This is a genomic window from Pseudomonas hamedanensis (assembly GCF_014268595.2).
GTDB lineage: Bacteria > Pseudomonadota > Gammaproteobacteria > Pseudomonadales > Pseudomonadaceae > Aquipseudomonas > Aquipseudomonas hamedanensis.
Window position 1 is genome coordinate 5903120 of record NZ_CP077091.1, and the last position, 26714, is coordinate 5929833.

Below are 26714 nucleotides of genomic sequence, written 5' to 3' on the forward strand. Positions count from 1 at the left end.
TGAATGTTTTTTGACCCCGCTTGACTGACGACAGACAGATCGCGCGATCACCTCCGTTCGCAAACGGCAACGTCCGATGAGCGGTAACGTAAGTCGATGAAATGCAGCTTTTTTTCCGCTCGTCTGCTTAGGCGAAGCAGTTTCGAACCACGTCGCAACGCCATGGCTCGCATTTACATGACCCGCCGCATTCAATCCGTAAAAACTGATAAGACGCGACGCGGCGGATCCTTTGAAGTGCCACTGCCAGGAGTTTTCGCGATGTGTGAGTACATTGTTCAACATGATGTCGCCGAGGGGTTCGAAGCGCTGCTTGCCGCAACGCAGAATCAAAGTATCGGGAGTGCAATTGCGGTGGCGGGCAGCAGCCTGCACCGAACCTGCGAACCGCAGGACAGCCAACACGTGATCAAGCCGAACATGCAGGTCGATGCCATACGCAGCCGCAACGGGGTTCTGGAATGCATCAAGGTTCGCTGGGGGTGGAAGCCTTTCTGGTCGATGGGAACAATGCCGCCGATGACTCACCTGCCTCTGCATCTGGTGATGCGTTCGAAGGTGTTCGACCGGGTCAAGCGCGACGGGCGCATGCTCATCGCTGTCGACGGCTGGTATGAAGCCTGCGAATCCGAGCAATCGAAAAACAACCACCGCCTCAGCTACACCACCTCGCGCCAGAGCGCACCGATTTTTCTCGCGGCGCTGGCGCAGGCCAGTGAACAATTCAATGGTTGTGACGGACTCACCCTGGTCACCCATGATGACAGCGCCACCAAGCAGCAACGCCTGCTGGCATTTACTGCCGAGGACGCACGGGTGTGGCTACGTCCCGATCTGCAATGGGAGCAGGCGCAGGAGCTGGCCATGCACATGGCACTGGCAGAACCGCAGTTGGAACATGTCCTGGCCTCGCCGCGCAGCCTGCGCGGGCGATGAGCACGAACATGTCCTTTATCCAGGGCCGCTCGCGACCTCACGAGGCCACGTCGAGCGACCCTCCATCAATCCGCAAACGCTCAGGCACCCCGCCGTTGCGATTCGTGAGGATGAAACATGCAAGCCCCTCGTGAAGTCACCTACAGCCTGTTCCCTGCAATCGAAGAACCGCGACGCAGCGGTACGCTGGAAGTCGATGAAATCCATACCCTCTATTGGGAAGAAAGCGGCAACCCTGACGGTGTTCCCGTCGTGTACTTGCACGGTGGCCCCGGCGAAGGGGCTCCGCCGGGCAAGCGTCAGTTCTGGGATCCGGATTACTACCGCATCGTGCTGTTCGATCAACGCGGCGCCCTTCGTTCGACGCCCCTGGGCGAGCTGCGAAACAACACGACGCAGGCGCTGGTCGACGATCTGGAAAAACTGCGCGAACATCTGAACATCGAAAACTGGCTGATAACCGGAGGCTCATGGGGCACTACCCTCGCGCTGGCCTACGGCGAGACCCATCCGCAGCGCTGCCTGGGTTTCATCTTGCGCGGCGTGTTCCTTGGCACCGAAGACGAGATCGACTGGTTCATCCACGGCATGCGTCGGTTTTTTCCGCGTGCCCATGAGGATTTCGTGAACTTCATCCCCGAGGAAGAGCGGCAAGATTTGCTACAGGCCTATCTCGAGCGGATGACAGGCGACGACGAGAAATTGAGCGGCGAAGCCATTCGCGGCTGGGTCCGCTACTCGGCCAGTTGCTCATTGTTGCGCCACGATCCCGACGGCGTCGAAGACCAGGCCGCCGATGAACAAACCAGTACCGGTCTGGGACGTCTTGATGTCTGGTACTTCAAAAACCGTCTGTTTCTTGAGGAGGACCAACTGATAAACAACCTTGAGGCAATCAAACATCTCCCGTGCAAAATTATCCAGGGTGGGCACGACATGATCGCCACGCCCAATTCAGCTTTTCGTTTGCACAAGGCTTGGCCAGACTCGGTGCTGAAGATCATCAACGACGCCGGACATTCGCCATCGGAGCCGGGGATTGTCAGTGCGTTGATCGAGGCGACCGAACAGTTCAAGGAATCGGGGAAGTTCTGCTGAAGCGAAGGCATGGCAACCGAGCTGGCCGAAGACTTCGTCCTCGACATCACATTTCCAGAGTGCAGTCACCTGCCGTACACGCGGACGTATCTGCAAGCCAATAAAAAAGCGAAGCCAAATGAATGGCTTCGCTTCTTATGTCTACGGTTCTGAAAGCTGCGGATCAGAACGGAATATCGTCATCAAAGCTGTCGAAATCCGCAGCCGGTTGCGGTGCAGCCTGCTGAGGGGCCGGCGCCGAACGCTGCTGTGGAGCCGACTGTTGCGGGCGTGGTGCCTGCTGACGTGGCGCCTGCTGCTGGTAGTTATTGCCGCCGCCTTGCTGCTCGCCCTGTTGTGGACGACCGCCGAGCAGTTGCATGGTGCCTTGCATGTCGACCACGATTTCGGTGGTGTAACGCTTGATACCGTCTTTTTCCCACTCGCGGGTCTGCAGCTTGCCTTCGATGTAAACCTGCGAACCCTTGCGCAGGTATTCGCCGGCGATCTCGGCGACCTTGCCGAACATCGACACACGATGCCACTCGGTCTTCTCGACCTTCTGACCGGTTTGCTTGTCGGTCCATTGTTCGCTGGTGGCCAGACTCAGGTTGGTCACGGCGTTACCGTTCGGCAGGTAGCGAACTTCGGGATCCTGGCCGCAAGTGCCGACCAATATGACTTTGTTAACCCCACGGGCCATAACGTTCTCCTAAGCGTCGCACGCAGCTCCGGCCGGGTTGTTCACCAGGCGTTCGAGGGTGGTGCGATCCACTAATTCTTTGTCCAGTTTGATGTAAACAGCCGCTTCGTCAGCGACTATCACTGCATCTGTTACCCCTACCAGGGCCTTGAGGCGCTCGACCAGACCCGCTTCGCGGATCGCTTCGGGCGACAACGGCAAGCGCAGGCTCGTCACGTAGGGAGGTTCGCGCATGGTAACAGCAAAGGCCAGCCAAAGTGCAGCCAGCGCGGCGCATCCGAGGAACACAACCGACAGACCGCCGTGCTGGAACAACCAGCCGCCGAGTATCCCGCCAAGTGCCGAACCGAGGAACTGGCTGGTGGAATACACGCCCATGGCCGTGCCCTTGCCACCTGCCGGTGAAACCTTGCTGATCAGCGATGGCAATGAAGCTTCCAGCAGATTGAACGCAGTGAAGAACACCACCGTACCGATCACCAGAGCCCGCAAGCTGTCGCCGAACTGCCAGAAGAATAGCTCAGTCAGCATCAGCGTCATGACGGCGCCGAGCAAAACTCGTTTCATTTTGCGTTTCTTCTCGCCATAGATGATGAACGGGATCATCGCGAAGAAAGAAATCAGCAGTGCGGTGAGATAGACCCACCAGTGCTGCTCCTTGGGCAAACCGGCTTTTTCCACCAGCGCCAGGGGCAAGGCGACGAAGCTCGACATCAACATCGCATGTAACACAAAGATCCCCAGATCGAGCCGCAGCAGGTCGGGGTGCTTGAGCGTCGGCATCAGTGCCTGTCGCGCCACGCCGGACTCACGATGCTGCAATGGCCCGGTGGAGCGCGGCACCATGAACATGATGATCAGGATGCCAACCAGCGCCATCCCGCCGGTGGCGAGGAACAATCCGGACAGCCCGAACGCGCTCGTCAACAAGGGGCCGACCACCATGGCCACGGCGAACGAAAGGCCGATGGTCATGCCGATCATGGCCATGGCTTTGGTGCGATGCTGCTCGCGGGTCAGGTCTGAGAGGAGCGCCATGACCGCCGCGGAAATCGCTCCGGCACCTTGCAGGATCCGACCGGCGATCACGCCCCAGATCGAATCGGCTTGAGACGCGAGCACACTGCCCAGGGCGAACACGATCAGCCCCAGGTAAATCACCGGCCGACGGCCGATGCGATCGGAAATGACCCCGAACGGAATCTGGAAAATGGCCTGGGTCAGGCCGTAAGCGCCAATCGCCAACCCGATCAGGGCCGGGGTCGCTCCCGCCAGGTCCATGCCATAGGTCGCCAGTACCGGCAACACCATGAACATGCCAAGCATACGGAACGCGAACACCAGAGCCAGACCGCTCGCCGCGCGGGTCTCGCTGCCACTCATGCGTTCGCTGTGGGGATCGTGCATGGAAAAACCTCGTGTGAACCGGCGGCGATTCTACCAGTCCCATCGAAAGACGGGGTAGATCGCGACGCTATGACGCGTATAGATGAAACTCTCTTCATCCAGTGCAAAAAACCCGCTGTTTGATAGTGTGCATCCATCCAGTATTTGGCCGTATACTCCTACGTTTTCGACGCCCGCCAAGCGAGGCCACTTTGGACAAGATCCTGATACGTGGGGCCCGTACCCACAACCTGAAGAACATCGACCTGACCCTGCCACGGGACAAACTGATCGTCATCACCGGCCTGTCCGGATCCGGCAAGTCGTCCCTGGCGTTCGACACGCTGTATGCCGAAGGTCAGCGTCGCTATGTCGAATCGCTGTCGGCCTACGCCCGCCAGTTCCTGTCGATGATGGAAAAACCCGACGTCGACACCATCGAAGGCCTGTCGCCGGCGATCTCCATCGAACAGAAGTCGACCTCGCATAACCCGCGGTCCACGGTCGGCACCATCACCGAAATCTACGACTACCTGCGCCTGCTCTATGCACGCGTCGGTACGCCACGCTGCCCGGATCACGATATCCCGCTGGAAGCGCAGACCGTCAGCCAAATGGTCGATCTGGTACTGGCCCAGCCCGAAGGCAGCAAGCTGATGCTGCTGGCCCCGGTGATCCGCGAGCGCAAGGGCGAACACCTCTCGGTCTTCGAAGAGCTGCGTGCGCAAGGCTTCGTTCGCGCCCGGGTCAATGGACGGATCTGCGAGCTCGACGAGTTGCCGAAGCTGGATAAACAGAAGAAGCATTCGATCGATGTGATCGTCGACCGCTTCAAGGTCCGCGCCGATCTGCAGCAGCGCCTCGCGGAGTCATTCGAAACCGCGCTGAAGCTGGCCGACGGCATTGCCCTGGTCGCGCCGATGGACGACGAGCCGGGCGAGGAAATGATCTTCTCCGCGCGCTTCGCCTGCCCGATCTGTGGCCATGCGATCAGCGAGCTGGAACCCAAGCTGTTTTCCTTCAACAACCCGGCCGGTGCCTGCCCGACCTGCGATGGCCTGGGCGTTAAACAGTTCTTTGATATCAAGCGACTGGTCAACGGCGACCTGACCCTCGCCGAGGGCGCGATTCGTGGCTGGGACAGGCGTAACGTCTATTACTTCCAGATGCTCGGCTCGTTGGCTTCGCATTACGGTTTCAGCCTGGAGAAGCCCTTCAACGAACTGCCGGCCGACCAGCAGAAATTCATTCTGCACGGCAGCGGTTCGCAGAACGTCAATTTCAAATACCTGAACGACCGTGGCGATATCGTCAAGCGCTCGCACCCGTTCGAAGGCATCGTGCCGAATCTGGAACGCCGCTACCGCGAAACCGAATCGGCGAGCGTGCGCGAAGAGCTGACCAAGTTCCTCAGCCATCAGGCCTGCCCGGATTGCCGCGGCACCCGTCTGCGTCGTGAAGCACGGCATGTGTGGGTGGGCGAGAAAACCCTGCCGGCGGTGACCAATCTGCCCATCGGCGATGCCTGCGAATACTTCGGCGCCCTGAAGATGACCGGGCGGCGCGGCGAGATTGCCGACAAGATTCTCAAGGAGATCCGCGAGCGCTTGCAGTTCCTCGTCAACGTGGGCCTGGATTACCTGTCGCTGGATCGCAGCGCCGACACGCTGTCCGGAGGCGAGGCGCAGCGGATTCGTCTGGCCAGCCAGATCGGTGCCGGCCTCGTCGGGGTCTTGTACATCCTCGACGAACCGTCGATTGGTTTGCACCAACGGGACAACGACCGTTTGCTGGGCACGCTCAAGCATCTGCGTGACATTGGCAACACCGTGATTGTGGTCGAGCATGACGAAGACGCGATTCGTCTGGCCGACTATGTCGTGGATATCGGCCCGGGGGCCGGTGTGCACGGCGGCCAGATTGTCGCCGAAGGCACGCCGGCCGAAGTCATGGCCCACCCGGACTCCCTGACCGGTAAATATCTGTCGGGCCGGGTCAAGATCGAAGTGCCCGCCAAGCGCACGCCGCGCAACAAGAAGCTGACGCTGTCGCTCAAGGGCGCACGCGGCAACAACCTGCGCAACGTCGACCTTGAAATCCCGATTGGTCTGCTGACCTGCGTCACCGGCGTATCCGGCTCGGGCAAATCGACACTGATCAACAATACGCTGTTCCCGCTCAGTGCCACGGCACTCAATGGCGCGACCACGCTGGAAGCTGCGGCTCACGACAGCATCAAGGGCCTGGAGCATCTGGACAAGGTCGTCGATATCGACCAGAGCCCTATCGGTCGTACTCCACGCTCCAACCCGGCGACTTATACCGGACTGTTCACACCCATCCGCGAACTGTTCGCTGGCGTTCCCGAATCGCGCTCCCGTGGCTACGGCCCAGGGCGCTTCTCATTCAACGTCAAGGGCGGGCGCTGTGAGGCGTGCCAGGGCGACGGCTTGATCAAGGTAGAAATGCACTTTCTGCCGGACATCTACGTGCCTTGCGATGTGTGCAAGAGCAAGCGCTACAACCGCGAGACCCTTGAGATCAAATACAAGGGCAAGAGCATCCACGAAACCCTCGAAATGACCATCGAGGAGGCCCGGGAGTTCTTCGACGCGGTGCCGGCGCTGGCGCGCAAGCTGCAAACCTTGATGGATGTCGGCCTGTCGTACATCAAGCTCGGGCAGTCGGCGACAACCTTGTCCGGTGGTGAGGCGCAGCGGGTCAAACTGTCGCGCGAGCTGTCCAAGCGTGACACCGGCAAGACCCTGTACATCCTCGACGAGCCGACCACCGGCCTGCACTTCGCGGACATCCAGCAATTGCTCGACGTCCTGCATCGCCTGCGCGACCACGGCAACACCGTGGTGGTGATCGAACACAACCTCGACGTGATCAAGACCGCTGACTGGCTGGTAGACCTCGGTCCTGAAGGCGGTTCCAAGGGCGGTCAGATCATCGCTACCGGTACGCCGGAGGAAGTGGCCGAGATGAAGCAATCTCATACTGGCCACTACCTCAAGCCACTGCTGATCCGCGACCGCGCTTAAACGCCGGGCATGAAAAAGCCCCTGTCACTTCAACCGTGACAGGGGCTTTTTTGTAGCCGTTGCAATCAGGACGCGTGGGATTGCAGGTAGTTCTCAAGACCGATCAACTTGATCAGACCCAACTGCTTTTCCAGCCAGTAGGTATGGTCTTCTTCGGTATCGTTGAGCTGAACCCGCAGGATCTCCCGGCTGACGTAGTCTTGGTGCTGCTCGCAGAGTTCGATGCCTTTGCAAAGCGCCGCGCGGACTTTGTATTCGAGGCGCAGGTCGGCTTCGAGCATCTCTGGCACAGTAGTGCCGACATCCAGGTCATCCGGACGCATGCGCGGTGTGCCTTCGAGCATCAGAATCCGGCGCATCAACGCATCCGCGTGACCGGCTTCTTCTTCCATTTCGTGGTTGATTCGCTCGTAGAGCTTGGTGAACCCCCAGTCCTCATACATCCGCGAATGAACGAAATATTGATCACGCGCGGCCAGTTCGCCGGTCAGCAACGTGTTGAGGTAATCGATTACGTCTGGGTGGCCTTGCATCGCCCTACATCTCCCTACTTGAAAGTCTGTAGTTTGAACCAAGCTGACCGGAAGGTCACTCGCCTGGCGCAATAAAAGCGAAGATTTTCTGAGAAAACAGGGCTAAATAACGCAAAAACCGCCCAAATGAGGGCGGTTCTGCTTCTCGTTTAGACTTCGTTAAGCTGTACGTTGAGCAACGTTGCGATTGCTTCTCCATACGCCGGGTCGGCTTTGTAGAAATGCTGCAACTGACGGTCGACAACGTCGCTTGAAACGCCCGCCATCGCACCGGCGATGTTGCTGACCAACAAGGCCTTCTGCTCGTCGCTCATCAACCGAAACAACGCGCCGGCATGGCTGTAGTAATCGGTGTCTTCGCGATGGTCGTAGCGATCAGCGGCACCGCTCAAGGCCAGCGCAGGCTCGGCGTAATGCGGCGCTTGTTTGGGTGCCTCGATGTAGCTGTTCGGCTCGTAATTCGGCGCTGCGCCGCCATTGCTGCCGAAGGCCATCGAACCGTCACGCTGGTACGTGTTTACCGGGCTGCGCGGGGCGTTCACCGGCAATTGCTGGTGGTTGGTACCGACACGATAGCGGTGGGCATCGGCGTAGGCGAATACGCGCCCTTGCAGCATCCGGTCCGGCGAGAGGCCCACGCCTGGCACCATGTTGCTTGGGCCGAACGCGGCTTGCTCAACTTCTGCAAAGTAGTTCAGCGGATTGCGATTGAGCTCAAGCTCACCCACTTCGATCAGCGGAAACTCTTTCTGCGACCAGGTCTTGGTGACGTCGAACGGGTTCTCGTAATGCGCCGCTGCCTGGGCTTCGGTCATGATCTGAATGCAGACGCGCCATTTCGGGAAATCGCCACGCTCGATCGCCTCGAACAGGTCACGCTGGGCGTAATCCGGATCGGTGCCCGCCAGACGTGCAGCGTCTGCCGGTGCGAGGTTCTTGATGCCCTGTTTGGTCTTGTAGTGCCATTTCACCCAGTGGCGCTCGCCTCGGGCGTTGATCAGGCTGTAGGTGTGACTGCCAAAGCCATGCATGTGGCGGTAGCCATCCGGAATGCCGCGATCCGAGAACAGAATCGTGACCTGGTGCAGTGCTTCGGGGGAATGCGACCAGAAATCCCACATCATTTGCGCACTTTTCAGGTTGCTTTGCGGCAAGCGCTTTTGCGTGTGGATAAAGTCAGGAAACTTCAACGGATCACGGATGAAGAACACCGGGGTGTTGTTGCCAACGATGTCCCAGTTGCCTTCTTCGGTGTAGAACTTCAGCGCAAAACCGCGTGGGTCGCGCTCAGTGTCCGCCGAGCCGCGCTCGCCGCCCACAGTAGAGAAGCGCAGAAAGGTCGGCGTTTGCTTGCCTACCGCTTCGAACAACTTGGCGCTGGTGTATTCGGTGATGTCACGGGTCACGGTGAACGTGCCATAAGCGCCCGAGCCCTTGGCGTGGACACGACGCTCGGGAATGTTTTCACGGTTGAAGTGGGCAAGCTTCTCGATCAGATGGAAGTCGTCGAGCAGCAGCGGGCCACGTGGGCCGGCGGAGCGAGAATTCTGGTTATCAGCGACAGGTGCGCCACTGGCGGTCGTAAGCGTTTTGATCTGGCTCATGCGGTCTTCTTCCTCTGTCAGTCTTGAAACTGCCGGCTAATCGGCTTGGGGGGAGTATCGATCATCAGCGCGACGGCCACAAATTCATTAACTTGCGGACATCGATAGATAATTTCTAATTAAGCTTCCCGGCACATAGTGACGCCAGAACAATGACAGAAGCTTGTACGAACCGCGCATTTCCTACAGACACAAAAAACCGGGCACTAGGCCCGGTTCTTCGTTTCAGACTGACGTCTTACTCGGCGGATACAGCTTCGCCAGCAGTAGCACGATCAACCAACTCGACGTACGCCATAGGCGCGTTGTCGCCAGCGCGGAAACCGCACTTGAGGATGCGCAGGTAGCCACCCTCACGGGTAGCATAACGCTTGCCCAGGTCGTTGAAGAGCTTACCAACGATAGCTTTCGAGCGGGTACGGTCGAAAGCCAGACGGCGGTTAGCCAGGCTGTCTGTCTTGGCCAGAGTGATCAGCGGCTCGGCAACGCGGCGCAGTTCTTTGGCTTTTGGCAGAGTAGTTTTGATCAGCTCGTGCTCGAACAGCGACACCGCCATGTTTTGGAACATGGCCTTGCGGTGCGAGCTGGTGCGGCTCAGGTGACGACCACTTTTACGATGACGCATGGTTCATTCCTTACCAAACACTACGTTCGGTGATTACGACGATCAGGCAGTCGCCTTGTCGTCCTTCTTAAGACTTGCAGGCGGCCAGTTGTCGAGGCGCATGCCGAGGGACAGACCGCGGGAGGCCAGAACGTCCTTGATTTCAGTCAAGGATTTCTTGCCCAGGTTCGGAGTCTTCAACAGCTCTACTTCGGTACGCTGAATCAGGTCGCCGATGTAGTAGATGTTTTCCGCCTTAAGGCAGTTAGCCGAACGTACAGTCAGTTCCAGATCGTCAACCGGGCGAAGCAGGATCGGATCGATCTCGTCTTCCTGCTCGACAACCACTGGCTCACTGTCACCCTTGAGGTCGACGAACGCAGCCAACTGCTGTTGCAGGATGGTTGCAGCGCGGCGAATAGCCTCTTCAGGATCCAGAGTACCGTTGGTTTCCAGATCAATAACCAGCTTGTCCAGGTTGGTACGCTGCTCGACACGGGCGTTTTCCACCACGTACGCGATACGGCGAACCGGGCTGAACGAAGAGTCAAGCTGCAAGCGACCGATGCTGCGGCTTTCGTCTTCATCGCTCTGACGCGAGTCGGCTGGTTCATAACCACGACCACGAGCTACGGTGAGCTTCATGTTCAGGGCGCCGTTAGACGCCAGGTTAGCGATTACGTGATCGGGATTAACGATCTCGACATCATGATCCAGCTGAATATCGGCAGCGGTAACCACCCCCGAACCCTTCTTCGACAAGGTCAGCGTAACTTCGTCACGACCGTGCAGCTTGATGGCCAGACCTTTAAGGTTCAACAGGATTTCAATTACGTCTTCCTGTACACCTTCGATGGCGCTGTACTCGTGGAGCACACCGTCAATCTCGGCCTCGACTACTGCGCAGCCGGGCATTGAGGACAACAGGATGCGTCGCAGCGCGTTGCCCAGGGTGTGGCCAAAACCACGCTCGAGAGGCTCGAGAGTGATCTTGGCGCGGGTTGGACTGACAACCTGCACATCAATGTGGCGGGGTGTCAGGAACTCATTTACCGAAATCTGCATGGATGCACCTATTTTCTAGCCCTTACTTGGAGTAGAGCTCGACAATCAGGCTTTCGTTGATGTCGGCGGACAGATCACTGCGAGCAGGAACGTTCTTGAAAACGCCCGACTTCTTCTCAGTGTCTACTTCTACCCATTCTACGCGGCCACGTTGGGCACACAGATCGAGAGCTTGGACAATGCGAAGTTGGTTTTTTGCTTTCTCGCGAACTGCAACCACGTCACCAGCACGAACCTGATACGACGGAACGTTTACGGTCTGACCGTTGACGCTGATCGACTTGTGCGATACCAGCTGACGGGATTCGGCACGAGTCGAACCAAAGCCCATACGGTATACAACGTTGTCCAGACGGCATTCGAGCAGTTGCAGCAGGTTTTCACCGGTTGCACCTTTTTTGCCAGCAGCTTCTTTGTAGTAGCCGCTGAACTGACGCTCGAGAACGCCGTAGATACGACGGACCTTCTGCTTTTCACGCAGTTGGGTGCCGTAGTCGGACTGGCGGCCGCGGCGTTGGCCGTGGATACCAGGTGCTGCTTCAATGTTGCACTTCGATTCGATCGCGCGCACGCCGCTCTTCAGGAAGAGATCGGTGCCTTCGCGACGAGCGAGTTTGCATTTTGGACCAATGTAACGAGCCATTCTTTACAATCTCCTGGATTACACGCGGCGCTTCTTCGGCGGACGGCACCCGTTGTGCGGGATTGGCGTCACGTCGGTGATGCTGGCGATCTTGTAGCCACAGCCGTTCAAAGCGCGGACTGCGGATTCACGACCTGGACCTGGACCTTTGACGTTGACGTCGAGGTTTTTCAGGCCGTATTCCAGCGCAGCTTGACCAGCACGTTCAGCAGCTACTTGAGCAGCAAACGGGGTGGACTTGCGGGAACCGCGGAAACCCGAACCACCGGAGGTAGCCCAGGAAAGAGCGTTACCTTGACGGTCGGTGATGGTCACGATGGTGTTGTTAAAAGATGCATGGATGTGGGCGATGCCATCAACCACTGTCTTTTTAACTTTTTTACGAGGACGAGCAGCAGGTTTTGCCATGATTAAATTCCTGTCGATTCGCTGGGGCGATTACTTGCGGATCGGCTTACGCGGACCTTTACGGGTACGCGCGTTGGTCTTGGTACGCTGACCGCGCACTGGAAGACCGCGACGATGACGCAGACCGCGATAGCAACCGAGGTCCATCAAGCGCTTGATTTTCATGTTGATTTCGCGACGCAGGTCACCTTCAGTGGTGAACTTCGCCACTTCGCCACGCAGCTGTTCAATTTGCTCGTCGCTCAGATCTTTGATCTTTGCTGCTGGGTTTACCCCAGTTTCTGCACAGATTTTCTGTGCAGTAGTGCGACCAACACCATAGATGTAGGTCAGCGAGATAACAGTATGCTTGTTATCTGGAATGTTAACGCCTGCAATACGGGCCATTCAGTGGGACTCCAATTGACAGCTACCTACGCCCCGGAAGCCAAGAAATAGGGCGCGAGATAATATCGCTGTAATAACAAATAATCAACCCGGTAGCGCACTAGCTACCGGGCTTGAAGCACAATCACACTCAGCCTTGGCGCTGTTTGTGACGCGGTTCCGCGCTGCAAATTACTCGAACAACACCTTCGCGGCGAATAATCTTGCAGTTACGGCACAGCTTTTTCACCGATGCACGAACTTTCATCACCAACTCCTCGAACCTTATGGGTACTCAGCGCAACATGCCGCTGCCGTAACCCTTCAGGTTGGCTTTCTTCATCAGGGATTCGTACTGGTGCGAAACGAGGTGCGATTGTACTTGGGACATGAAGTCCATCACAACCACGACCACGATCAGCAACGAGGTCCCGCCAAGGTAGAACGGTACGTTGGCTGCAACCACCAGGAACTGGGGAAGCAAGCACACGGCCGTCATGTAAAGAGCACCGAACAGGGTCAAGCGAGTCAGAACGCCATCAATGTAGCGCGCAGACTGCTCACCTGGACGAATGCCCGGAATAAAGGCACCGGACTTCTTCAGGTTTTCCGCTACGTCTTTCGGATTGAACATCAACGCCGTATAGAAGAAGCAGAAGAAAATAATCCCTGCACTAAACAGCAGAATATTCAACGGCTGACCAGGAGCGATCGACTGCGAGATGTCCTGCAACCAGCCCATACCTTCAGACTGACCGAACCAGGCACCCAACGAAGCCGGGAACAGCAAAATGCTGCTCGCGAAAATAGCCGGAATAACACCGGCCATGTTCACCTTCAGCGGCAAGTGGCTAGTCTGCGCAGCGAAGACCTTACGGCCCTGCTGACGCTTGGCGTAGTGAACAGCAATACGACGCTGACCACGCTCAATGAACACCACGAAACCGATAATCGCTACTGCCAGCAAACCGATGGCAACCAAGGCGAAGATGTTGATATCACCCTGACGCGCAGACTCGAAAGACTGCCCGATTGCTCTCGGAAGACCGGCGACGATACCCGAAAAAATCAACATCGAGATACCGTTGCCAACACCACGCTCAGTAATCTGCTCACCCAGCCACATCATGAACATCGCACCAGCCACAAATGTGGTTACCGCGACGAAATGGAAGCCAAAGTCACCAGTGAACGCAACGCCCTGCCCCGCCAGACCAATGGACATGCCAATGGCCTGGACTAGAGCGAGAGCGACGGTGAGGTAGCGGGTGTACTGGCTGATCTTGCGACGGCCAGCTTCACCTTCCTTCTTCAACTGCTCCAGCTGCGGGCTGACGGCGGTCATCAGTTGCATGATGATCGATGCCGAAATATACGGCATGATCCCCAGTGCAAAGATACTCATCCGCTCCAGCGCGCCGCCGGAAAACATGTTGAACAAGCTAAGAATGGTCCCCTCATTCTGTCGAAACAGGTCCGCGAGACGGTCCGGGTTGATACCTGGAACCGGGATGTGTGCGCCTATTCGGTAGACGATAATCGCCAGGAACAGAAAACGCAGACGAGCCCAGAGTTCAGACATACCGCCTTTGCCGAGCGCAGAGAGAGCACCTTGCTTAGCCATTTATTCCTCGAACTTGCCGCCAGCTGCTTCGATAGCCGCACGCGCACCTTTGGTGGCGCCGATTCCCTTGCCGATAGTGACAGCGCGAGTCACTTCACCGGACAGCATGATTTTCACACGCTGTACGTTGACGTTGATCACGTTGGCATCTTTCAGGGACTGCACAGTAACGATGTCGCCTTCCACTTTAGCCAGCTCGGACAGACGCACTTCTGCGCGGTCCATGGCCTTCAGGGAAACGAAACCGAACTTAGGCAGGCGACGATGCAGCGGCTGTTGACCGCCTTCAAAGCCTGGAGCGATGGTGCCACCGGAGCGGGAGGTCTGACCTTTGTGGCCACGGCCACCGGTCTTGCCCAAACCACTACCGATACCACGGCCCGGACGATGCTTTTCGCGACGGGAACCCGGCGCTGGACTCAGATCATTGAGTTTCATCGATTAACCCTCGACACGCAGCATGTAGTAAGCCTTGTTGATCATCCCGCGATTCTCGGGAGTATCCTGGACTTCTACAGTGTGACCGATGCGACGCAGACCCAGACCCTTAACGCACAGTTTGTGGTTAGGGATGCGGCCGGTCATGCTTTTGATCAGCGTTACTTTAACGGTAGCCATGATCAGAAGATCTCCTTGACAGTCAGACCACGCTTGGCAGCGATGGACTCAGGAGATTGCATAGCCTTCAGACCCTTGAAAGTGGCGTGAACCACGTTTACCGGGTTAGTCGAGCCATAGCACTTGGCCAGAACGTTCTGCACACCAGCAACTTCGAGGACAGCACGCATAGCGCCGCCAGCGATGATACCGGTACCTTCAGAAGCAGGCTGCATGTACACCTTCGAAGCGCCGTGACCGGACTTCATTGCGTACTGCAGAGTGGTGCCGTTCAGGTCAACTTGGATCATGTTGCGGCGAGCAGCTTCCATTGCCTTCTGGATCGCAGCAGGCACTTCACGTGACTTGCCACGGCCGAAGCCAACACGCCCTTTACCATCACCTACCACGGTCAACGCGGTGAAAGTGAAGATACGGCCGCCTTTAACGGTTTTGGCTACGCGGTTAACTTGAACCAGCTTCTCGATGTAGCCTTCGTCGCGCTTTTGGTCGTTATTTGACATAACTTAGAACTCCAGCCCAGCTTCACGAGCAGCATCAGCCAGCGCTTTAACGCGGCCGTGGTACTTGAAGCCAGAGCGGTCGAAAGCCACTTGCGAGACGCCAGCGGCCTTAGCACGCGTAGCGACCAGCTGGCCAACCTTTGTGGCCGCGTCGATGTTGCCAGTGGCACCATCACGCAGTTCTTTATCCAAAGTCGAGGCACTTGCCAGGACTTTGTTGCCGTCGGCCGAGATGACCTGGGCGTAGATGTGCTGCGACGAGCGGAACACGCAGAGACGCACGACTTCGAGTTCGTGCATTTTCAGGCGTGCTTTGCGAGCGCGACGCAGTCGAGTAACTTTTTTGTCGGTCATTTGCTATGCCCTACTTCTTCTTGGCTTCTTTACGACGGACGACTTCGTCCGCGTAGCGCACACCTTTGCCTTTGTACGGCTCTGGTGGACGGAAGTCGCGGATCTCAGCGGCCACTTGACCTACCAGCTGCTTGTCGATGCCCTTGATCAGGATATCGGTCTGGCTAGGAGTCTCAGCGGTGATGCCTTCCGGCAGTTCGTAATCCACTGGGTGCGAGAAGCCAAGGGCAAGGTTCAGAACCGTGCCTTTTGCTTGCGCTTTGTAACCAACACCGACCAGCTGGAGCTTGCGCTCGAAGCCTTGGCTTACGCCCTGGACCATGTTGTTTACCAACGCACGCGTGGTACCGGCCATTGCGCGAGTTTGTTGATCGCCATTGCGAGCAGCGAAACGCAGCTCACCAGCTTCTTCAACGATCTCAACGGACGAATGGATGTTCAGTTCAAGAGTACCCTTGGCACCCTTCACCGAAAGCTGTTGGCCTGCGAATTTGACTTCGACACCGGCTGGCAGCTTAACGGGGTTCTTAGCGACGCGAGACATGCTTATCCCCCCTTAGAACACAGTGCAAAGAACTTCGCCGCCGACACCGGCAGCGCGCGCAGCACGATCCGTCATCACACCTTTGTTGGTGGAGACGATAGACACGCCAAGACCGCCACGAACTTTCGGCAGATCTTCAACGGACTTGTACTGACGCAGGCCTGGACGACTAACGCGCTTCACTTCTTCGATAACCGGACGGCCTTCGAAGTACTTCAGCGAGATGGACAACGACGGCTTGGCGTCGGTGGTGATCTGAAAATCCGCGATGTAACCTTCGTCCTTCAGGACTTTTGCTACAGCAGCCTTCAACGTGGAAGACGGCATGCTTACGACAGACTTTTCAGCCATCTGGGCATTACGGATTCGAGTTAGCATGTCCGCTAACGGGTCCTGCATACTCATGGGCTAGACGCTCCTAATACAAAAAAATTAGCCTTGCGGCTACTACTTGTCGCCGAGAACTTCCGGGCAGAAAAACACGGGCTCAGGCGAGCCGGTCATTCTAGACACACCCCAGAAATGAATCAAGCCCCAAAAGGGGCTTGATTCAGATTCAAGGTCACCGGTGGTCAGGTTCTTGCAAACCCGAACACCGAGACTTTGACAGCGATTACCAGCTGGCTTTAACCAGACCTGGAACGTCACCACGCATTGCAGCTTCACGCAGCTTGTTACGGCCGAGGCCGAACTTGCGGTAAACGCCGTGCGGACGACCAGTCAGGCGGCAACGGTTACGCATGCGCGAAGCGCTTGCGTCACGTGGTTGCTTCTGCAGAGCCACGGTAGCTTCCCAACGCGCTTCTGGACTTGCGTTCAGATCGACGATGATAGCTTTCAGCGCTGCACGCTTGGTGGCGTACTTGGCAACAGTGAGCTGACGCTTCAGCTCACGGTTCTTCATGCTCATCTTAGCCATTTTCCTACTCCAATCAGTTGCGGAACGGGAATTTGAAAGCACGCAGCAGAGCGCGGCCTTCATCATCGTTCTTGGCAGTGGTGGTCAGGGTAATGTCCAGACCGCGGAGAGCATCGATCTTGTCGTAGTCGATTTCCGGGAAAATGATCTGCTCTTTCACGCCCATGCTGTAGTTGCCACGACCATCGAAGGACTTGGCATTCAGGCCGCGGAAGTCGCGAACCCGAGGCAGGGAGATCGACAGCAGACGATCCAGGAACTCGTACATACGCTCACGGCGCAGAGTCACCTTGACGCCGATCGGCCACCCCTCGCGGACTTTGAAGCCAGCGATGGATTTACGAGCGTAGGTCACAACGACTTTCTGGCCGGTGATCTTTTCCAGGTCAGCAACAGCATGCTCAATGACTTTTTTGTCACCGACTGCTTCGCCCAGACCCATGTTCAGGGTGATTTTTGTAACGCGTGGAACTTCCATCACGTTCGAAAGCTTAAGTTCTTCCTTAAGCTTCGGTGCGATTTCCTTCCAGTAAATCTCTTTTAGTCGTGCCATGGTCTTCTACCTAGCAGTGTTCAAGCATCAACCGCTTTTTGGGTCGACTTGAAGACACGAATTTTCTTGCCATCTTCTACTTTGAAACCAACGCGGTCAGCCTTGTTGGTTTCGCCGTTGAAAATGGCGACGTTAGAAGCGTCCAGTGGAGCTTCTTTTTCGACGATACCGCCTTGCACGCCCGACATCGGGTTAGGCTTGGTATGACGCTTGACCAGGTTCAGACCACCAACAACCAGACGGTTATTAGCAAGAACCTTGAGCACCTTACCGCGCTTACCTTTGTCTTTGCCGGCGATCACGATGATCTCGTCGTCACGACGAATCTTTTGCATGTCGGATCTCCTTACAGCACTTCTGGGGCGAGCGAGACGATCTTCATGAACTTCTCGGTACGAAGTTCACGGGTCACTGGCCCAAAGATACGGGTGCCGATCGGCTCTTGCTTGTTGTTCAGAAGAACAGCAGCGTTGCCATCAAAGCGGATAATGGAGCCATCAGCACGACGTACGCCGTGACGAGTGCGGACTACAACAGCAGTCATCACTTGGCCTTTTTTCACTTTACCGCGAGGAATTGCTTCCTTCACGGTAACTTTGATGATGTCACCGATACCAGCGTAACGACGATGGGAGCCACCCAGCACCTTGATGCACATAACGCGGCGAGCGCCGCTGTTATCGGCCACATCGAGCATGGATTGAGTCTGAATCATATAATTTCTCCGACCCCTAGTCCTTAGACTTCCACAGCGCGTTCGAGAACATCAACCAGCGCCCAAGACTTGGTCTTGGCCATAGGACGAGTTTCACGAATAGTGACTTTGTCGCCGATGTGGCACTGATTGGTTTCGTCGTGCGCGTGCAGCTTAGTCGAACGCTTAACGTATTTACCGTAGATCGGGTGCTTTACGCGACGCTCGATCAATACGGTGATGGTTTTGTCCATCTTGTCGCTGACAACACGGCCAGTCAGCGTACGGACAGTTTTTTCGGCTTCAGCCATGATCACTTACCTGCCTGCTGGTTGAGCACAGTCTTCACGCGAGCGATGTCACGCTTAACTTGCGAGAGCAGATGAGACTGCCCCAACTGGCCAGTTGCTTTCTGCATACGCAGATTGAACTGGTCGCGCAGCAAGCCGAGCAGTTGCTCGTTCAGCTGCTGTGCGGATTTTTCACGAAGTTCATTCGCTTTCATCACATCACCGTCCGTTTAACAAAGGCGGTGGCGAGCGGCAGCTTTGCAGCAGCCAGGGCAAAAGCCTCACGCGCCAGCTCTTCAGAAACACCCTCGATTTCATACAGGACTTTGCCTGGCTGAATCTGGGCAACCCAGTACTCCACACTACCCTTACCTTTACCCATACGAACCTCGAGAGGTTTTTTGGAGATCGGCTTGTCCGGGAATACACGGATCCAGATCTTGCCGCCACGTTTTACGTGACGGGTCAGAGCACGACGCGCTGACTCGATCTGACGAGCGGTGAGACGACCACGAGCTACAGACTTCAGCGCGAACTCGCCGAAGCTGACTTTGCTACCGCGCTGAGCCAGACCACGGTTGTGGCCGGTCATCTGCTTGCGGAACTTCGTACGCTTTGGTTGCAACATTTGGCGTACCCCTTACTTAGCAGCTTTTTTACGAGGCGCTGGTGCTTGTGGTTTCAGTTCTTCTTGGCGACCACCAATAACTTCGCCTTTGAAGATCCAAACCTTTACACCGATCACACCGTAGGTGGTGTGAGCTTCGTAGTTGGCATAGTCGATGTCGGCACGCAGGGTGTGCAATGGCACACGACCTTCGCGATACCATTCAGTACGTGCGATTTCAGCACCGCCGAGACGACCGCTCACTTGGATTTTGATGCCTTTGGCACCAATGCGCATGGCGTTCTGTACTGCGCGCTTCATAGCGCGACGGAACATTACACGACGCTCCAGCTGCTGAGCTACGCTCTGCGCAACCAGCATACCGTCGAGCTCCGGCTTGCGGATCTCTTCGATATTGATGTGCACAGGCACACCCATTTGCTTGGTCAGGTCCTGACGCAGTTTCTCAACATCTTCACCTTTCTTCCCGATAACGATACCTGGACGAGCGGTGTGGATGGTGATACGTGCTGTTTGTGCCGGACGATGGATATCGATACGGCTTACGGACGCGCTTTTTAGTTTGTCTTGGAGATACTCACGCACTTTCAGATCTGCGAACAAGTAGTCCGCATAAGTCCGACCGTCTGCGTACCAGACGGAGGTGTGCTCCTTGACGATTCCCAGGCGAATGCCAATGGGATGTACTTTCTGACCCATCTCTTCGACTCCGTTACTTGTCAGCAACCTTGACAGTGATATGGCAAGACCGCTTGACGATGCGATCAGCACGGCCTTTGGCACGTGGCATGATGCGCTTCAGCGAACGCCCTTCGTTGACGAAAACAGTGCTGACCTTCAGGTCATCAACGTCTGCGCCTTCGTTATGCTCGGCGTTGGCTACGGCCGACTCCAGCACTTTCTTCATGATCTCGGCGGCTTTCTTACTGCTGAAAGCCAACAGGTTGAGCGCTTCGCCCACCTTCTTCCCGCGGATCTGGTCGGCGACCAAGCGGGCTTTCTGGGCGGAGATTCGAGCGCCCGACAACTTAGCGGCTACTTCCATTTCCTAACCCCTTAACGCTTGGCTTTCTTGTCAGCCACGTGCCCGCGATAAGTGCGGGTACCGGCGAACTCGCCCAGTTTGTGGCCGACCATGTCTTCGTTAACGAGAACTGGGACGTGTTGACGACCGTTGTGTACTGCGATGGTCAGACCGACCATTTGTGGCAGGATCATCGAACGACGCGACCAAGTCTTAATTGGTTTGCGATCGTTCTTTTCCGCCGCCACTTCGATCTTCTTCAGTAGGTGAAGATCAATAAAAGGACCTTTTTTCAGAGAACGTGGCACTGTCGTATCCCTCTATTTACTTGCGACGACGGACGATCATTTTGTCGGTACGCTTATTACCACGAGTCTTCGCGCCCTTAGTCGGGAAGCCCCATGGCGATACCGGATGACGACCACCAGAGGTACGACCTTCACCACCACCATGTGGGTGGTCAACCGGGTTCATGGCAACACCACGAACGGTTGGGCGAACGCCACGCCAGCGCTTGGCACCAGCTTTACCCAGCGAACGCAGGCTGTGCTCGGAGTTCGAGACTTCGCCCAGGGTCGCACGGCATTCAGCCAGGACTTTACGCATTTCACCGGAACGCAGACGCAGGGTCACGTAGACACCTTCACGAGCGATCAACTGAGCCGAAGCACCAGCGGAACGAGCGATCTGTGCACCTTTACCTGGCTTCAATTCGATGCCGTGTACGGTAGAACCGACTGGAATGTTGCGCAGTTGCAGAGCGTTGCCTGGCTTGATTGGAGCCAGAGCGCCCGCGATCAGCTGGTCGCCAGCACTCACGCCTTTAGGGGCGATGATGTAGCGGCGCTCGCCGTCTGCGTAGCAAAGCAGTGCGATGTGAGCAGTACGGTTTGGATCGTATTCGATACGCTCGACAGTGGCGACGATGCCATCTTTGTCGTTGCGACGGAAATCGACCATACGATAATGCTGCTTATGACCACCACCGATGTGACGCGTGGTAATACGGCCATTGTTGTTACGACCACCAGTCTTCGATTTTTTCTCGAGCAGCGGTGCGTGAGGAGCGCCTTTATGCAGCTCCTGGTTGACCACCTTGACCACAAAACGGCGGCCAGGGGAAGTCGGTTTGCATTTAACGATTGCCATGATGCACCCCTTCCTTACTCAGCACTGCTGCTGAAATCGAGATCTTGGCCTGGCTGAAGGGAGATAACTGCCTTCTTCCAGTCATTGCGCTTGCCCAGACCGCGAGCTGTGCGCTTGCTCTTACCCAGAACGTTCAGGGTAGTAACACGCTCAACTTTCACGCTGAACAGGCTTTCGACGGCCTTCTTGATTTCCAGCTTGGTTGCGTCAGTAGCAACCTTGAAAACGAACTGGCCTTTCTTGTCTGCCAGAACCGTAGCCTTCTCGGAAACGTGCGGGCCAAGCAGAACTTTAAATACGCGTTCCTGGTTCATCCCAGCAGCTCCTCGAATTTCTTCACGGCCGACACGGTGATCAACACCTTGTCGTATGCGATCAGACTAACTGGATCGGAACCTTGCACGTCACGTACATCTACGTGCGGCAGGTTGCGAGCAGCCAGGTACAGGTTCTGATCAACAGCGTCCGACACGATCAGAACGTCGGTCAGGCTCATGTTGTTCAGTTTGCCCAGCAGATCTTTGGTTTTCGGAGTTTCAACAGCGAAATCCTGAACCACGACCAGACGATCAGTACGCACCAGCTCAGCAAGGATGGAACGCATTGCTGCGCGATACATCTTCTTGTTCAGCTTCTGGGAGTGATCCTGTGGACGAGCTGCGAAAGTGGTACCGCCGCCACGCCAGATTGGGCTACGGATAGTACCGGCACGAGCGCGGCCAGTACCTTTCTGACGCCATGGGCGTTTGCCGCCACCACGAACGTCGGAACGGGTTTTCTGCTGCTTGCTACCTTGACGGCCGCCGGCCATGTAGGCCACGACTGCTTGGTGAACCAGCGTCTCGTTGAATTCGCCGCCAAATGTCAGTTCGGAAACTTCGATCGCTTGAGCGTCATTTACATTTAATTGCATGTCAGCTTCCCCTTAACCGCGAGCCTTGGCTGCTGGACGTACAACCAGGTTGCCGCCAGTAGCGCCAGGAACAGCACCCTTGACCAACAACAGATTGCGTTCAGCGTCCACGCGCACTACTTCCAGGGACTGCACGGTCACGCGCTCAGCGCCCATATGACCGGACATTTTTTTGCCCTTGAATACACGACCAGGAGTCTGGCACTGGCCGATAGAGCCTGGGACGCGGTGGGATACGGAGTTACCGTGGGTGTTATCTTGCCCGCGGAAATTCCAACGCTTGATCGTACCCTGGAAGCCTTTACCCTTGGACTGACCGGTTACATCAACCAGTTGACCAGCGGCGAAGATTTCAGCGTTGATCAGATCGCCAGCCTGGTACTCGCCTTCTTCAAGACGGAATTCCATGGTGGTGCGACCAGCGGCAACGTTCGCTTTAGCGAAGTGGCCAGCTTGAGCTGCTGTTACACGCGAAGCGCGACGCTCGCCGACAGTGACTTGCACTGCACGATAGCCATCGGTCTCTTCAGTTTTGAACTGGGTGACGCGATTCGGCTCGATCTCAATGACCGTGACCGGAATGGAGACACCTTCTTCGGTGAAAATACGGGTCATACCGCATTTACGACCGACTACACCAATAGTCATGTTGTAAACCTCATGAGTGTACGGGGCTTTCACCCGCTATGGCCGCCCATTTCAGAGCGTTACACGACCAAGACCGAGTCTTAGCCGAGGCTGATCTGCACTTCCACACCGGCCGCAAGATCAAGCTTCATCAGCGCATCAACGGTTTTATCCGTTGGCTGGACGATGTCCAGTACACGCTTATGAGTGCGGATCTCGTACTGATCGCGCGCGTCTTTGTTGACGTGCGGGGAAACCAGAACGGTGAACCGCTCTTTACGGGTAGGCAGTGGAATTGGACCACGCACTTGAGCACCAGTACGTTTCGCGGTTTCCACGATTTCCTGGGTTGATTGGTCGATCAGGCGATGGTCAAAAGCCTTCAACCTGATACGGATTTGCTGATTTTGCATTGGATTTCAGACTCCGGCTGCTATTCCCACCGAGCGCAATACGCCCGTTAAAAGGAGGCGCAATTCTATAGACGCCCCTGATAGGTGTCAACCCAATAAAAAAGGCCCCCGCTAAGCGGGGGCCCTCTCAAAACATAGAGCTATCTCAGAAGAGATAATTACTCGATGATTTTAGCTACAACGCCAGCACCAACGGTACGGCCGCCTTCGCGAATAGCGAAACGCAGACCGTCTTCCATTGCGATGGTTTTGATCAGGGTAACAACCATTTTGATGTTGTCGCCCGGCATTACCATCTCAACGCCTTCCGGCAGCTCGCAGTTACCAGTCACGTCAGTAGTACGGAAGTAGAACTGTGGACGGTAGCCTTTGAAGAACGGAGTGTGACGACCGCCTTCTTCCTTGCTCAGTACGTACACTTCAGCTTCGAACTTGGTGTGCGGCTTGACCGAACCTGGCTTGACCAGAACCTGGCCACGCTCAACGTCGTCACGCTTGGTACCACGCAGCAGAACGCCGCAGTTCTCGCCAGCACGACCTTCGTCGAGCAGTTTACGGAACATTTCAACACCGGTGCAGGTGGTGACAGTAGTGTCACGCAGACCAACGATTTCCAGTGGATCCTGAACCTTGACGATACCGCGCTCGATACGACCGGTTACAACAGTACCGCGACCGGAGATCGAGAATACGTCTTCGATTGGCATCAGGAACGGCTTGTCGATAACACGGACTGGATCCGGGATGTAGCTGTCCAGAGTCTCAACCAGCTTACGAACGGACGTGGTGCCCATTTCGTTATCGTCTTTGCCTTCCAGAGCCATACGAGCAGAACCGATGATGATCGGAGTGTCGTCACCTGGGAAGTCGTAAGTGCTCAGCAGATCGCGCACTTCCATCTCAACCAGTTCCAGCAGCTCAGCGTCGTCTACCAGGTCAGCCTTGTTCAGGTAAACCACGATGTACGGAACGCCTACCTGACGGGACAGCAGGATGTGCTCACGGGTTTGTGGCATCGGACCATCAGCGGCCGAGCAAACCAGGATTGCGCCGTCCATCTGGGCAGCACCGGTGATCATGTTCTTCACATAGTCAGCGTGACCTGGGCAGTCAACGTGAGCGTAGTGACGGATCAGCGAGTTGTATTCAACGTGCGCGGTGTTGATGGTGATACCACGAGCTTTTTCTTCTGGCGCGCTGTCGATCTTGTCGAAGTCAACGATTGCCGAACCGAATACTTCGGAGCAAACGCGAGTCAGAGCAGCAGTCAGAGTGGTTTTACCGTGGTCAACGTGACCAATGGTGCCAACGTTGACGTGCGGTAGGGAACGATCAAATTTTTCTTTAGCCACGACAATTAACTCCTAGCCTAAAGGGGCTGAATCAGCCTTGTTTTTTGGTTACGGATTCGACGATGTGCGACGGAGCCGTATCGTATTTTTTGAATTCCATAGAGTAGCTTGCGCGACCCTGGGACATGGAACGAACGTCGGTCGCATAACCGAACATCTCACCCAGTGGAACCTCGGCACGGATAACCTTGCCGGACACTGTGTCTTCCATACCCTGGATCATGCCGCGACGACGGTTAAGGTCGCCCATCACATCACCCATATAGTCTTCAGGCGTAACAACCTCTACCGCCATGATCGGCTCGAGCAACTCACCACCACCCTTCTGGGCCAGTTGCTTGGTCGCCATGGAAGCAGCCACTTTAAACGCCATCTCGTTGGAGTCGACGTCGTGGTAAGAACCATCGAACACGGTAGCCTTCAGGCCGATCAGCGGATAGCCGGCAACAACGCCGTTCTTCATCTGCTCTTCGATACCCTTCTGGATAGCCGGGATGTATTCCTTAGGAACCACACCACCTACTACTTCGTTCACGAATTGCAGACCTTCCTGACCTTCGTCAGCAGGAGCAAAACGGATCCAGCAGTGACCAAACTGGCCGCGACCACCGGACTGACGAACGAACTTGCCTTCGATTTCACAGCTCTTCGTGATGCGCTCACGATACGAAACCTGAGGCTTGCCGATGTTGGCTTCGACGTTGAACTCACGGCGCATCCGGTCAACCAGGATGTCCAGGTGCAGCTCGCCCATGCCGGAGATGATCGTCTGACCAGTCTCTTCATCAGTTTTAACGCGGAAAGACGGGTCTTCCTGAGCGAGTTTGCCCAGAGCGATACCCATTTTTTCCTGGTCATCCTTGGTCTTAGGCTCTACGGCAACCGAAATAACCGGCTCCGGGAAGTCCATGCGAACCAGGATGATTGGCTTGTCAGCGTTGCAGAGGGTTTCACCAGTGGTGACGTCCTTCATGCCGATCAGGGCCGCGATGTCGCCAGCGCGTACTTCCTTGATCTCTTCACGGGCGTTTGCGTGCATTTGCACCATACGACCCACGCGCTCTTTCTTGCCTTTGACCGAGTTGATCACGCCGTCGCCGGAGTTCAACACGCCCGAGTAAACGCGGACGAAAGTCAGAGTACCCACGAATGGGTCAGTAGCGATCTTGAACGCCAGAGCCGCGAAAGGCTCGCTGTCGTCTGCATGACGCTCCATCTCTTCTTCCTCGTTATCAGGGTTGGTACCCTTGATAGCAGGAATGTCGGTCGGAGCAGGCAGGTAGTCGATAACGGCATCGAGAACCAGGGGAACGCCCTTGTTCTTGAACGAAGAACCGCAAACAGCCAGAACGATTTCGCCGGCGATAGTACGCTGACGCAAAGCAGCTTTGATCTCTTCGATCGACAGCTCTTCGCCTTCCAGGTACTTGTTCATCAGCTCTTCGTTGGCTTCAGCGGCAGCTTCAACCATGTTGTTGCGCCACTCTTCAGCCAGCTCTTGCAGCTCGGCAGGGATGTCCTTGCGAACAGGGACCATACCTTTGTCAGAGTCGTTCCAGTAGACAGCTTGCATGTTGATCAGATCGATCTGACCCTGGAAGTTGTCTTCCGAACCGATGGCCAACTGGATCGGCACCGGGGTGTGACCCAGACGCTGCTTGATCTGACCGATCACGCGCAGGAAGTTGGCGCCAGCACGGTCCATCTTGTTTACGTAAACAAGACGTGGAACACCGTACTTGTTGGCTTGACGCCATACGGTTTCCGACTGCGGCTCAACACCCGAAGTACCGCAGAACACAACGACAGCGCCGTCGAGTACGCGCAGGGAGCGCTCTACTTCAATGGTGAAGTCTACGTGGCCCGGGGTATCGATTACGTTGAAACGGTGCTCGTGAGAGTACTGCTTCTCGGAACCTTTCCAGAAGGCGGTAATGGCAGCAGAAGTAATGGTAATACCACGCTCCTGCTCCTGAACCATCCAGTCTGTGGTCGCGGCGCCGTCATGCACCTCGCCCATTTTGTGACTTTTGCCGGTGTAAAACAGTACGCGCTCGGTGGTGGTGGTTTTACCAGCATCCACGTGAGCGACGATACCGATGTTACGGTAGCGGCTAATCGGAGTAGTACGAGCCAT

At 56.3% G+C, this 26714-nt stretch carries 37 protein-coding genes; 3 read left to right on the plus strand and 34 right to left on the minus strand.

Translation table 11 applies throughout. The features are described from left to right. The first annotated feature begins 177 nt into the window (after positions 1 to 177). Together HU739_RS25935 and pip are read left to right on the plus strand one after the other, a co-directional pair. The gene (locus tag HU739_RS25935; RefSeq protein ID WP_186546719.1) at positions 178 to 936 is read left to right on the plus strand and encodes an SOS response-associated peptidase family protein; all 759 of its coding nucleotides are present in this window, start codon (positions 178 to 180) and stop codon (positions 934 to 936) included. Between the two features lie 117 nt (positions 937 to 1053). Then, entirely contained in the window at positions 1054 to 2034 is a 981-nt protein-coding gene (gene pip, locus HU739_RS25940; RefSeq protein ID WP_186546718.1) for a prolyl aminopeptidase, read from the plus strand. A gap of 163 nt (positions 2035 to 2197) precedes the next feature. On the opposite strand, the gene HU739_RS25945 is transcribed toward pip, so the two are convergent. Both HU739_RS25945 and HU739_RS25950 read right to left on the minus strand, forming a co-directional pair. Then, positions 2198 to 2716, minus strand: coding sequence for a single-stranded DNA-binding protein (locus HU739_RS25945; protein WP_186546717.1), 519 nt, complete (start codon positions 2714 to 2716; stop codon positions 2198 to 2200). Positions 2717 to 2725: 9 nt separating this feature from the next. Continuing rightward, positions 2726 to 4123, minus strand: coding sequence for an MFS transporter (locus HU739_RS25950; RefSeq protein WP_186546716.1), 1398 nt, complete (start codon positions 4121 to 4123; stop codon positions 2726 to 2728). Positions 4124 to 4314: 191 nt separating this feature from the next. On the opposite strand from HU739_RS25950, the gene uvrA reads away from it, so the two are divergent. Next, complete coding sequence (gene uvrA, locus HU739_RS25955) at positions 4315 to 7149, plus strand: excinuclease ABC subunit UvrA (protein ID WP_186546715.1); 2835 nt, start codon at positions 4315 to 4317, stop codon at positions 7147 to 7149. 65 nt (positions 7150 to 7214) lie between these two features. On the opposite strand, the gene bfr is transcribed toward uvrA, so the two are convergent. The 32 genes from bfr to fusA all read right to left on the minus strand — a co-directional run bounded on the left by bfr (position 7215) and on the right by fusA (position 26714). Beyond that, positions 7215 to 7682, minus strand: a complete 468-nt coding sequence (gene bfr, locus HU739_RS25960) for a bacterioferritin (protein ID WP_042610653.1) — start codon at positions 7680 to 7682, stop codon at positions 7215 to 7217. 149 nt (positions 7683 to 7831) lie between these two features. After that, positions 7832 to 9286, minus strand: a complete 1455-nt coding sequence (locus HU739_RS25965; RefSeq protein ID WP_186546714.1) for a catalase — start codon at positions 9284 to 9286, stop codon at positions 7832 to 7834. Between the two features lie 238 nt (positions 9287 to 9524). Continuing rightward, a complete protein-coding gene (gene rplQ, locus HU739_RS25970) occupies positions 9525 to 9911 on the minus strand; it encodes a 50S ribosomal protein L17 (RefSeq protein ID WP_003176402.1) in 387 nt (128 codons plus the stop codon). Positions 9912 to 9953: 42 nt separating this feature from the next. Continuing rightward, on the minus strand, positions 9954 to 10955 hold the full coding sequence (locus HU739_RS25975; RefSeq protein ID WP_003186012.1) for a DNA-directed RNA polymerase subunit alpha: 1002 nt from the start codon (positions 10953 to 10955) through the stop codon (positions 9954 to 9956). A gap of 22 nt (positions 10956 to 10977) precedes the next feature. Then, entirely contained in the window at positions 10978 to 11598 is a 621-nt protein-coding gene (gene rpsD / locus HU739_RS25980) for a 30S ribosomal protein S4 (protein ID WP_003176404.1), read from the minus strand. Between the two features lie 18 nt (positions 11599 to 11616). Next, entirely contained in the window at positions 11617 to 12006 is a 390-nt protein-coding gene (gene rpsK, locus HU739_RS25985; protein WP_002555466.1) for a 30S ribosomal protein S11, read from the minus strand. Between the two features lie 30 nt (positions 12007 to 12036). Then, a complete protein-coding gene (gene rpsM, locus HU739_RS25990) occupies positions 12037 to 12393 on the minus strand; it encodes a 30S ribosomal protein S13 (protein WP_009045849.1) in 357 nt (118 codons plus the stop codon). Between the two features lie 130 nt (positions 12394 to 12523). Further along, positions 12524 to 12640: a 50S ribosomal protein L36 gene (gene rpmJ / locus HU739_RS25995; RefSeq protein ID WP_002555468.1), complete on the minus strand. Its 117-nt coding sequence runs from the start codon at positions 12638 to 12640 to the stop codon at positions 12524 to 12526. 27 nt (positions 12641 to 12667) lie between these two features. Beyond that, positions 12668 to 13996, minus strand: a complete 1329-nt coding sequence (gene secY / locus HU739_RS26000) for a preprotein translocase subunit SecY (protein WP_016772945.1) — start codon at positions 13994 to 13996, stop codon at positions 12668 to 12670. Then, the gene (gene rplO / locus HU739_RS26005; RefSeq protein ID WP_003228720.1) at positions 13997 to 14434 is read right to left on the minus strand and encodes a 50S ribosomal protein L15; all 438 of its coding nucleotides are present in this window, start codon (positions 14432 to 14434) and stop codon (positions 13997 to 13999) included. A gap of 3 nt (positions 14435 to 14437) precedes the next feature. Then, a complete protein-coding gene (rpmD, locus tag HU739_RS26010) occupies positions 14438 to 14614 on the minus strand; it encodes a 50S ribosomal protein L30 (protein ID WP_003176408.1) in 177 nt (58 codons plus the stop codon). 2 nt (positions 14615 to 14616) lie between these two features. Continuing rightward, complete coding sequence (rpsE, locus tag HU739_RS26015; protein WP_064392263.1) at positions 14617 to 15117, minus strand: 30S ribosomal protein S5; 501 nt, start codon at positions 15115 to 15117, stop codon at positions 14617 to 14619. Between the two features lie 3 nt (positions 15118 to 15120). Then, positions 15121 to 15471: a 50S ribosomal protein L18 gene (gene rplR, locus HU739_RS26020; protein ID WP_003186037.1), complete on the minus strand. Its 351-nt coding sequence runs from the start codon at positions 15469 to 15471 to the stop codon at positions 15121 to 15123. 10 nt (positions 15472 to 15481) lie between these two features. Further along, positions 15482 to 16015, minus strand: a complete 534-nt coding sequence (gene rplF / locus HU739_RS26025; RefSeq protein WP_003176412.1) for a 50S ribosomal protein L6 — start codon at positions 16013 to 16015, stop codon at positions 15482 to 15484. A gap of 12 nt (positions 16016 to 16027) precedes the next feature. Beyond that, positions 16028 to 16420: a 30S ribosomal protein S8 gene (gene rpsH, locus HU739_RS26030; RefSeq protein WP_016772944.1), complete on the minus strand. Its 393-nt coding sequence runs from the start codon at positions 16418 to 16420 to the stop codon at positions 16028 to 16030. A gap of 208 nt (positions 16421 to 16628) precedes the next feature. Beyond that, positions 16629 to 16934 carry a 30S ribosomal protein S14 gene (gene rpsN / locus HU739_RS26035; protein ID WP_126366851.1) on the minus strand — a complete coding sequence of 102 codons (306 nt, stop codon included), beginning with the start codon at positions 16932 to 16934 and terminating at the stop codon, positions 16629 to 16631. A gap of 13 nt (positions 16935 to 16947) precedes the next feature. Continuing rightward, entirely contained in the window at positions 16948 to 17487 is a 540-nt protein-coding gene (gene rplE / locus HU739_RS26040) for a 50S ribosomal protein L5 (protein ID WP_003176415.1), read from the minus strand. A gap of 20 nt (positions 17488 to 17507) precedes the next feature. Next, positions 17508 to 17822 (minus strand): 50S ribosomal protein L24, encoded by a 315-nt coding sequence (gene rplX / locus HU739_RS26045; protein WP_186546713.1) that lies wholly within the window; start codon positions 17820 to 17822, stop codon positions 17508 to 17510. An 11-nt stretch (positions 17823 to 17833) separates the two neighbouring features. Next, positions 17834 to 18202 (minus strand): 50S ribosomal protein L14, encoded by a 369-nt coding sequence (rplN, locus tag HU739_RS26050; RefSeq protein WP_002555479.1) that lies wholly within the window; start codon positions 18200 to 18202, stop codon positions 17834 to 17836. A 23-nt stretch (positions 18203 to 18225) separates the two neighbouring features. After that, a complete protein-coding gene (gene rpsQ / locus HU739_RS26055) occupies positions 18226 to 18492 on the minus strand; it encodes a 30S ribosomal protein S17 (RefSeq protein ID WP_003194644.1) in 267 nt (88 codons plus the stop codon). A gap of 2 nt (positions 18493 to 18494) precedes the next feature. Continuing rightward, a complete protein-coding gene (rpmC, locus tag HU739_RS26060) occupies positions 18495 to 18686 on the minus strand; it encodes a 50S ribosomal protein L29 (RefSeq protein WP_002555481.1) in 192 nt (63 codons plus the stop codon). Further along, the gene (gene rplP / locus HU739_RS26065) at positions 18686 to 19099 is read right to left on the minus strand and encodes a 50S ribosomal protein L16 (protein ID WP_007896757.1); all 414 of its coding nucleotides are present in this window, start codon (positions 19097 to 19099) and stop codon (positions 18686 to 18688) included. The genes rpmC and rplP overlap by 1 nt, the downstream gene beginning before the upstream one ends. 12 nt (positions 19100 to 19111) lie before the next feature. Further along, entirely contained in the window at positions 19112 to 19798 is a 687-nt protein-coding gene (gene rpsC / locus HU739_RS26070) for a 30S ribosomal protein S3 (protein ID WP_003176422.1), read from the minus strand. A gap of 13 nt (positions 19799 to 19811) precedes the next feature. Next, entirely contained in the window at positions 19812 to 20144 is a 333-nt protein-coding gene (gene rplV / locus HU739_RS26075; RefSeq protein ID WP_003103908.1) for a 50S ribosomal protein L22, read from the minus strand. 11 nt (positions 20145 to 20155) lie between these two features. After that, complete coding sequence (gene rpsS / locus HU739_RS26080) at positions 20156 to 20431, minus strand: 30S ribosomal protein S19 (RefSeq protein ID WP_003228731.1); 276 nt, start codon at positions 20429 to 20431, stop codon at positions 20156 to 20158. Between the two features lie 16 nt (positions 20432 to 20447). Next, entirely contained in the window at positions 20448 to 21272 is an 825-nt protein-coding gene (gene rplB, locus HU739_RS26085) for a 50S ribosomal protein L2 (protein WP_003228734.1), read from the minus strand. 14 nt (positions 21273 to 21286) lie between these two features. Next, a complete protein-coding gene (gene rplW / locus HU739_RS26090) occupies positions 21287 to 21586 on the minus strand; it encodes a 50S ribosomal protein L23 (protein ID WP_002555488.1) in 300 nt (99 codons plus the stop codon). Further along, positions 21583 to 22185, minus strand: a complete 603-nt coding sequence (rplD, locus tag HU739_RS26095; RefSeq protein WP_003228735.1) for a 50S ribosomal protein L4 — start codon at positions 22183 to 22185, stop codon at positions 21583 to 21585. The genes rplW and rplD overlap by 4 nt, the downstream gene beginning before the upstream one ends. 12 nt (positions 22186 to 22197) lie before the next feature. Beyond that, positions 22198 to 22833, minus strand: a complete 636-nt coding sequence (rplC, locus tag HU739_RS26100) for a 50S ribosomal protein L3 (protein ID WP_003228738.1) — start codon at positions 22831 to 22833, stop codon at positions 22198 to 22200. An 80-nt stretch (positions 22834 to 22913) separates the two neighbouring features. Then, positions 22914 to 23225 carry a 30S ribosomal protein S10 gene (gene rpsJ / locus HU739_RS26105; RefSeq protein ID WP_003186070.1) on the minus strand — a complete coding sequence of 104 codons (312 nt, stop codon included), beginning with the start codon at positions 23223 to 23225 and terminating at the stop codon, positions 22914 to 22916. Between the two features lie 158 nt (positions 23226 to 23383). Beyond that, positions 23384 to 24577, minus strand: coding sequence for an elongation factor Tu (gene tuf / locus HU739_RS26110; protein WP_003176426.1), 1194 nt, complete (start codon positions 24575 to 24577; stop codon positions 23384 to 23386). Between the two features lie 31 nt (positions 24578 to 24608). Next, positions 24609 to 26714, minus strand: coding sequence for an elongation factor G (fusA, locus tag HU739_RS26115; protein WP_186546712.1), 2106 nt, complete (start codon positions 26712 to 26714; stop codon positions 24609 to 24611).

What these genes read in the sequence shown, in the direction of transcription:
- rpsK (WP_002555466.1), bottom strand. Translation starts at nt 12,006, where the DNA reads ATGGCAAAACCTGCTGCTCGTCCTCGTAAAAAAGTTAAAAAGACAGTG.
- secY (WP_016772945.1), bottom strand. Translation starts at nt 13,996, where the DNA reads ATGGCTAAGCAAGGTGCTCTCTCTGCGCTCGGCAAAGGCGGTATGTCT.
- rplN (WP_002555479.1), bottom strand. Translation starts at nt 18,202, where the DNA reads ATGATTCAGACTCAATCCATGCTCGATGTGGCCGATAACAGCGGCGCT.
- rplR (WP_003186037.1), bottom strand. Translation starts at nt 15,471, where the DNA reads ATGACCGACAAAAAAGTTACTCGACTGCGTCGCGCTCGCAAAGCACGC.
- rplC (WP_003228738.1), bottom strand. Translation starts at nt 22,833, where the DNA reads ATGACTATTGGTGTAGTCGGTCGTAAATGCGGTATGACCCGTATTTTC.
- rplP (WP_007896757.1), bottom strand. Translation starts at nt 19,099, where the DNA reads ATGTTGCAACCAAAGCGTACGAAGTTCCGCAAGCAGATGACCGGCCAC.
- rpsM (WP_009045849.1), bottom strand. Translation starts at nt 12,393, where the DNA reads ATGGCCCGTATTGCAGGCGTTAACATTCCAGATAACAAGCATACTGTT.
- HU739_RS25975 (WP_003186012.1), bottom strand. Translation starts at nt 10,955, where the DNA reads ATGCAGATTTCGGTAAATGAGTTCCTGACACCCCGCCACATTGATGTG.
- rpmD (WP_003176408.1), bottom strand. Translation starts at nt 14,614, where the DNA reads ATGGCTACCGTTAAAGTAACGCTGATCAAAAGCATGACCGGCCGCATC.
- rpsJ (WP_003186070.1), bottom strand. Translation starts at nt 23,225, where the DNA reads ATGCAAAATCAGCAAATCCGTATCAGGTTGAAGGCTTTTGACCATCGC.
- rpmJ (WP_002555468.1), bottom strand. Translation starts at nt 12,640, where the DNA reads ATGAAAGTTCGTGCATCGGTGAAAAAGCTGTGCCGTAACTGCAAGATT.
- rpsD (WP_003176404.1), bottom strand. Translation starts at nt 11,598, where the DNA reads ATGGCTCGTTACATTGGTCCAAAATGCAAACTCGCTCGTCGCGAAGGC.
- rplF (WP_003176412.1), bottom strand. Translation starts at nt 16,015, where the DNA reads ATGTCTCGCGTCGCTAAGAACCCCGTTAAGCTGCCAGCCGGTGTCGAA.
- HU739_RS25945 (WP_186546717.1), bottom strand. Translation starts at nt 2,716, where the DNA reads ATGGCCCGTGGGGTTAACAAAGTCATATTGGTCGGCACTTGCGGCCAG.
- fusA (WP_186546712.1), bottom strand. Translation starts at nt 26,714, where the DNA reads ATGGCTCGTACTACTCCGATTAGCCGCTACCGTAACATCGGTATCGTC.
- HU739_RS25950 (WP_186546716.1), bottom strand. Translation starts at nt 4,123, where the DNA reads ATGCACGATCCCCACAGCGAACGCATGAGTGGCAGCGAGACCCGCGCG.
- rpsH (WP_016772944.1), bottom strand. Translation starts at nt 16,420, where the DNA reads ATGAGTATGCAGGACCCGTTAGCGGACATGCTAACTCGAATCCGTAAT.
- rplO (WP_003228720.1), bottom strand. Translation starts at nt 14,434, where the DNA reads ATGAAACTCAATGATCTGAGTCCAGCGCCGGGTTCCCGTCGCGAAAAG.
- rplD (WP_003228735.1), bottom strand. Translation starts at nt 22,185, where the DNA reads ATGCAATTAAATGTAAATGACGCTCAAGCGATCGAAGTTTCCGAACTG.
- rplW (WP_002555488.1), bottom strand. Translation starts at nt 21,586, where the DNA reads ATGAACCAGGAACGCGTATTTAAAGTTCTGCTTGGCCCGCACGTTTCC.
- rpmC (WP_002555481.1), bottom strand. Translation starts at nt 18,686, where the DNA reads ATGAAAGCGAATGAACTTCGTGAAAAATCCGCACAGCAGCTGAACGAG.
- rplE (WP_003176415.1), bottom strand. Translation starts at nt 17,487, where the DNA reads ATGGCACGACTAAAAGAGATTTACTGGAAGGAAATCGCACCGAAGCTT.
- HU739_RS25965 (WP_186546714.1), bottom strand. Translation starts at nt 9,286, where the DNA reads ATGAGCCAGATCAAAACGCTTACGACCGCCAGTGGCGCACCTGTCGCT.
- bfr (WP_042610653.1), bottom strand. Translation starts at nt 7,682, where the DNA reads ATGCAAGGCCACCCAGACGTAATCGATTACCTCAACACGTTGCTGACC.
- pip (WP_186546718.1), top strand. Translation starts at nt 1,054, where the DNA reads ATGCAAGCCCCTCGTGAAGTCACCTACAGCCTGTTCCCTGCAATCGAA.
- rpsE (WP_064392263.1), bottom strand. Translation starts at nt 15,117, where the DNA reads ATGTCAAATAACGACCAAAAGCGCGACGAAGGCTACATCGAGAAGCTG.
- rplQ (WP_003176402.1), bottom strand. Translation starts at nt 9,911, where the DNA reads ATGCGTCATCGTAAAAGTGGTCGTCACCTGAGCCGCACCAGCTCGCAC.
- rplB (WP_003228734.1), bottom strand. Translation starts at nt 21,272, where the DNA reads ATGGCAATCGTTAAATGCAAACCGACTTCCCCTGGCCGCCGTTTTGTG.
- rpsC (WP_003176422.1), bottom strand. Translation starts at nt 19,798, where the DNA reads ATGGGTCAGAAAGTACATCCCATTGGCATTCGCCTGGGAATCGTCAAG.
- rplX (WP_186546713.1), bottom strand. Translation starts at nt 17,822, where the DNA reads ATGCAAAAGATTCGTCGTGACGACGAGATCATCGTGATCGCCGGCAAA.
- rplV (WP_003103908.1), bottom strand. Translation starts at nt 20,144, where the DNA reads ATGGAAGTAGCCGCTAAGTTGTCGGGCGCTCGAATCTCCGCCCAGAAA.
- HU739_RS25935 (WP_186546719.1), top strand. Translation starts at nt 178, where the DNA reads ATGACCCGCCGCATTCAATCCGTAAAAACTGATAAGACGCGACGCGGC.
- rpsQ (WP_003194644.1), bottom strand. Translation starts at nt 18,492, where the DNA reads ATGGCTGAAGCCGAAAAAACTGTCCGTACGCTGACTGGCCGTGTTGTC.
- rpsN (WP_126366851.1), bottom strand. Translation starts at nt 16,934, where the DNA reads ATGGCTAAGATGAGCATGAAGAACCGTGAGCTGAAGCGTCAGCTCACT.